The 5,349-nt window shown below is 68.6% G+C and carries 6 protein-coding genes; all 6 read left to right on the top strand.

All coding sequences use genetic code 11. The annotated features are described in order from the left end of the window. Positions 1-1,305: polyribonucleotide nucleotidyltransferase (locus tag V7E05_RS13435; protein ID WP_333620145.1), on the top strand; the 1,305-nt coding region annotated here is incomplete at its 5' end. A 104-nt stretch (positions 1,306-1,409) separates the two neighbouring features. After that, entirely contained in the window at positions 1,410-2,795 is a 1,386-nt protein-coding gene (locus tag V7E05_RS13430; RefSeq protein ID WP_333620144.1) for a M16 family metallopeptidase, read from the top strand. Between the two features lie 77 nt (positions 2,796-2,872). Next, the gene (gene dapB, locus V7E05_RS13425; protein WP_333620146.1) at positions 2,873-3,628 is read left to right on the top strand and encodes a 4-hydroxy-tetrahydrodipicolinate reductase; all 756 of its coding nucleotides are present in this window, start codon (positions 2,873-2,875) and stop codon (positions 3,626-3,628) included. Positions 3,629-3,644: 16 nt separating this feature from the next. Beyond that, the gene (locus V7E05_RS13420; protein WP_333620143.1) at positions 3,645-4,112 is read left to right on the top strand and encodes a hypothetical protein; all 468 of its coding nucleotides are present in this window, start codon (positions 3,645-3,647) and stop codon (positions 4,110-4,112) included. Beyond that, positions 4,109-4,618 (top strand): flavodoxin family protein, encoded by a 510-nt coding sequence (locus V7E05_RS13415; RefSeq protein WP_333620142.1) that lies wholly within the window; start codon positions 4,109-4,111, stop codon positions 4,616-4,618. Before V7E05_RS13420 ends, V7E05_RS13415 begins: the two co-directional genes overlap by 4 nt. A 135-nt stretch (positions 4,619-4,753) precedes the next feature. Further along, positions 4,754-5,349 (top strand): FAD-dependent thymidylate synthase (thyX, locus tag V7E05_RS13410; RefSeq protein ID WP_333620141.1); only part of this gene is annotated, 596 nt, incomplete at its 3' end.

The raw sequence follows: 5,349 nt of genomic DNA, 5'->3' as shown, positions 1-5,349 counted from the left end.
TCACTGCAGGTAGAGGTCCTCGAGAAGCTCGAGGGCGATTTCGAGGGCCGCGAGAAGGAGCTCGGCAACGCGTTCCGTGCGCTCACCAAGAAGACGGTCCGCAGCCGCATCCTCACCGATCACTTCCGCATCGACGGCCGCGGCACCACCGACATTCGCGCGCTCAGCGTGGGAGTCGAGATCGTCCCTCGCGCCCATGGCTCTGCTCTGTTCGAACGTGGCGAGACCCAGATCCTCGGCGTGACGACCCTCGACATGGTCAAGATGGCGCAGCAGATCGATTCGCTCGGCCCCGTCACCTCGAAGCGGTACATCCACCACTACAACTTCCCGCCGTACTCCACGGGCGAGACGGGCCGCGTCGGTTCGCCGAAGCGCCGTGAGATCGGCCACGGTGCGCTCGCCGAGCGCGCCCTCGAGCCGGTGCTCCCGCCCGTCGAGGAGTTCCCGTACGCGATCCGCCAGGTCTCCGAGGCGCTGGGCTCCAACGGCTCGACCTCCATGGGTTCTGTCTGCGCCTCGACGCTTTCGCTGCTCAACGCCGGTGTGCCGCTCAAGGCGCCGGTCGCCGGCATCGCCATGGGCCTCGTCTCCGACGAGGTCGACGGCGAGACCCGCTATGTCGCGCTCACCGACATCCTCGGCGCTGAAGATGCCTTCGGCGACATGGACTTCAAGGTCGCCGGCACCGCGCAGTTCGTCACCGCGCTCCAGCTCGACACCAAACTCACCGGCATCCCCTCGGGCGTGCTCGCGCAGGCACTCAAGCAGGCCCGCGACGCGCGGCTCACGATCCTCGAGGTCATGGCCGATGCGATCGACGAACCCGACGAGATGAGCCCCTACGCCCCACGCGTCCAGGCGATCAGCATCCCGCTCGACAAGATCGGCGAGGTCATCGGGCCCAAGGGCAAGAACATCAACTCGATCACCGAGGAGACCGGCGCGAACATCTCCATCGAGGACGATGGCACGGTCTACATCGGCGCGTCGGACGGCGAGTCCGCGCAGGCGGCGATCGACCGGATCAATTCCATCGCCAACCCTCAGCTCCCGCAGGTCGGGGAGCGTTTCCTCGGGACGATGGTCAAGGCCGCCCCGTTCGGCGCGTTCATCTCGCTGCTCCCGGGCCGCGACGGCCTGCTGCACATCTCGAAGATCGGCGGCGACAAGCGCATCGCGAAGGTCGAGGACGTCATCAACGTCGGCGACAAGATCGAGGTCGAGATCGCGGACATCGACAACCGCGGCAAGATCAGCCTCATCCCCGTCGAGACCGCCAACGACGGCGAGGCGGACAAGTAGGACTGGCCGCGCACCTGCGGCGGTTCACGGCCGCACTGGGCCCTCGGGGACTCGGCGCCCCGCGGGTCGGAGTAGCAACGCCGGTCGGCCGGTAGGCTGTTCGGGTGATCTCGACCCCGCCTGCCGAACCCGACCCAGGCGCCCCGATTCCGGCGCCAGAGCCCCGGATCTCCACGCTCGACAACGGCATTCGCATCGTCGGCGAGGAGAATCCGGGGCTCGCCGGATTTACGCTCGGCATATGGATCGGTATGGGCTCGGTAGACGAACGCCCGGGCACGGGCGGCCGCGATCCCGAGTACGGCGGGATGCATTTCCTCGAGCACGTCCTCTTCAAGGGCACTGAGACCTACGGGGCGTTCGAGATCTCGGCGCTCATGGACGCCGCGGGCGCGGAGCTCAACGCGTTCACCGCCAAGGAGCACACGTGCTTCCACGTCCAGGCGCCGGCAGTCGAGTTCGCTGTGGCACTCGACGTGCTCGCCTCGGTCGTCGCCGAGGGCCTGTGCGAGGACGAGGCGGTGGAGATCGAGCGGGGTGTCATCGCCGACGAGATCGCGGGCCGCGACGACGATCCGGAAGACCTTGCCGCCGAGACCGGCTACGAGCTCGCGCTCCCCGAACACCCGCTCGGCCGCTCCGTGCTCGGTTCGGCCGAGGATCTCGCCGCGCTCACCCCTTCCGCCCTGCGAGAGCTACACGCGCGGGCGCTCGACCCCGCAAAGATCGTCGTCTCCGCGGTCGGTCCCGTACCCCACGAGCGCATCGTCGATCGCCTAGCCTCCGGGCCCCTGGCCCGCCTCGCCCCTCGCGCCGGCGAGGACACCTACTCGGAATCCGCGTTCGAATCGCGCCGCCTGCTCCCGGCGCGCGGTTCGCTCGAGGCGATCCGGATGTCGGGACAGCAGTCACACGTGGGGATGTCCGTGCTCACGCCCGGCCGCGACGACCGGCGCAGGGCAGCTGCGCACGTCGCCGCGGCGGCGCTGGGGGCGGGTGTCTCCTCGCGGCTGTTCCAAGGCATTCGCGAGCGTTACGGCGTCGGCTACAACGTGGACGCAGGGATCGAACAATACGGTCCCGCAGGGATCCTCCACGTCTCGGCGAGCGCGCCCACGCCCAGATCGGCACACCTGTTGACGGCGGTAGGCGAGGAAATCGAGGCCTTCGCCGTCACACCTCCGGATGCGGAAGAGCTATGGAGGGCAAGCGGTTACCTCAAGGGCTCGATCGTCCTCGGTCGTGATGATCCCATGGCGCGCATGGCGCGCATGGGCAGGCATCTCCTCGAGCGCGGCCGGATCGTCTCGGTGACCGATTCGCTCGCGCGCCTCGAGGCGGTCACGCCCGAGCAGGTCGCCGAGGCCTGGGAGCTCATAACCGGCGAAGGCTGGCACACAGTGCTGCTCGGGCCGGGGCGCGTGGGCGCGCAGCGGCGATCGGCGCCGATCCTGGCACGGCTCTCCGGGGCGCGAGGGCGCGCTCGGTAGGATCGGCGGCATCGGAATCCGCGGCCCGCACGGGAGCTCGGGGAATGAATACGCACACGAACCAGGGGAGCGAAGCGATGGGCAACGAGGAACTCAAGGTCGCCGTCCTCGGCGCACACGGCCGAGTCGGATCGACGATCTGCGAGGGTGTGGACGCGGCCGAGGACATGGAGCTCGTCGCCCGCATCGACCAGGGCGATGAGCTCTCCGATCTCGTCGACGCGGGAGCGGAGATGGTCGTCGACTTCACGCACCCCGACGTGGTGATGGACAACCTCCGGTTCTGCATCGATCACGACATCCATGCAGTCGTCGGCACCACCGGGTTCACCGACGAGCGCCTCGAGGAGCTCCGCAGCGCGCTGTCCAAGCATCCGGGGACGGGCGTGCTCATCGCGCCGAACTTCGCGATCGGCGCGATCCTCATGATGCAGTTCTCGCAGCTCGCCGCGAAGTTCTATACCTCAACCGAGATAGTCGAGCTGCACCACCCGCGCAAGGCCGACGCACCCTCGGGCACGGCCCGCCGCACCGCCGAGCTCATCGGGGCCGCCCGCGAGGAGGCCGGACTCGGGGAGATGCCCGATGCCACCTCGACCGAGCTCGACGGCGCCCGCGGCGCCGAGGTCGCCGGAGTGCCGGTGCACTCCGTGCGCGCGCTCGGGCTCGTCGCGCACCAGGAAGTCCTCTTCGGGACCGAAGGCGAGACGCTCACCATCCGCCACGACTCGATGGACCGCACGTCCTTCGTCCCCGGCGTACTCCTGGGCCTTCGCTCTATCCGCTCGAATCCCGGGCTCACGGTCGGGCTCGAGAAGTTCATGGACCTCTAGCGGGGCCCGGATAGACGTGCAGAAACTCATCCGCCCGGCCCTCATGGGCCTCGTTCTCCTCGGGCTCGTCCTCGCGTTCGGCCTCCTCATCGCGCAGGGGATCAGTGGAATCGTCGATGGTGAGGGGGCGCAAAAGGGATTCGGCGTAGGCCTCATCGTGCTCGCTCTTCTCGGCGCCTGGGCCACGTGGGTTCTCGTCAAGAACGGCTTCGAACTGCAACGAATCTCCGCCCGCGCAGCGCAAGAGGGGTTCGAACTCGATACCTCTGGGTTGGCGCGTCGCCCGTCCGGGCGCATCGAGCCCGAGGACGCCGACCGGCTCTTCGCCACCGTCGCCGCGGAGTACGAGGGAGATCCGGAGAACTGGCGCGTGCAGTATCGCCTGGCCCGTGCCTACGATCACGCCGGAGACAGAGCGCGCGGCCGCGAGTTCATGAAGAAGGCAGTCGCGGGGGAGGCCGCAGAGAGAAAGGAGACGAGATGAGCGACGAGCAGACGACGAACGGCGCGGACGGTACGGACGCCACGGGCGGCGGCAAACTCAGCGTCTTACTCGTCCACCACACGCCATCTCCGGGCGTAGAGGCCCTGCGTCAGGCGATGCTCGAGGCGCTCTCGCAGGAGGGCCTCGAGGACGTCTCGGTCATGTCGGTGCCCGCGCTCCGCGCCTCGGCGCACGATGTGCTCCACGCGGACGCAGTCCTGCTGCTCACCCCGGCGAACATCGGGTATATGTCCGGGGCTCTCAAGCACTTCTTCGACCAGATCTACTATCCATGCCTCGAGGCGTCCCCGAAGCTCCCGTACGGCGCCGTCATCCACGGAAACAACGACACGACGGGCGCTCTGCGCGCAATCGAGAAGATCGCCGGAGCCATCGGCTGGGAGCGCGCACAGGGTGCCGTGGAGATCACCGGAGAGGTCGGCCACGCGGAGCGCGAGCGCGCCGGGGAGCTCGCCGCCGGCGTGGCCGCCGCCCTGCTCCTCTAGGTTGCCCCGCGGAGCGCGCCGAAACACTGAGAGCGTTTCGCGATGTCGAGCCGCGCGGCCGGCGGCGCGCACGTCCACGGGCATGCGCACGGACACGGCAAGAGACACGACGAACACAAGAGAACGCAGGAGAACATGAGCGAATTGGTCCGCCGCAGGGTGCAGGTGGTCGCCCGCACGGAGTTCTTCCCTCCGGAGGACATCGACTGGGACGCCGGCGCCACAGGCGGGGAAGCGCTCGCGGAATTCGCGGGCCGTGCGTGCTACCAGTCCTGGGACAAGCCGAACCCGCGCACGGCGACGAATGCCGCGTACCTGCGCCACATCCTCGAGGTCGGGCACCTCAGCGTCTTCGAACACGCCACGGTGAGCTTCTACATCACCGGCATCTCCCGCTCGTGCACGCACGAGCTGATCCGCCACCGGCACTTCTCCTATTCGCAGCTCTCCCAGCGCTTCGTGCCCGAGCACGATTCCAACGTGGTCCCTCCGCCCGCCATCGAGGACGACCCCGAGCTGCTCCGCATCTTCGAGAAGGTCGCGGATTCGGCGCGCGACGCCTACGCCGAGCTCTTGACGGCGCTCGAGGAGAAGTTCGCCGACGTCCCCAACCCCATGCTGCGGCGCAAGCAGGCGCGGCAGGCGGCCCGCTCGGTGTTGCCCAACGCCACCGAGACCCGGATCGTCGTCTCGGGCAACCTCCGCTCCTGGCGGCACTTCATCGGCATGCG

The sequence above is a fragment of the Dietzia sp. genome (assembly GCF_036741115.1).
Classification (GTDB): domain Bacteria; phylum Actinomycetota; class Actinomycetes; order Mycobacteriales; family Mycobacteriaceae; genus Dietzia.
Note: the sequence above shows the minus strand (reverse complement) of the source record. Positions and strands in the feature narration are given on the sequence as shown.

What these genes read in the sequence shown, in the direction of transcription:
- dapB (WP_333620146.1), top strand. Translation starts at nt 2,873, where the DNA reads ATGGGCAACGAGGAACTCAAGGTCGCCGTCCTCGGCGCACACGGCCGA.
- V7E05_RS13415 (WP_333620142.1), top strand. Translation starts at nt 4,109, where the DNA reads ATGAGCGACGAGCAGACGACGAACGGCGCGGACGGTACGGACGCCACG.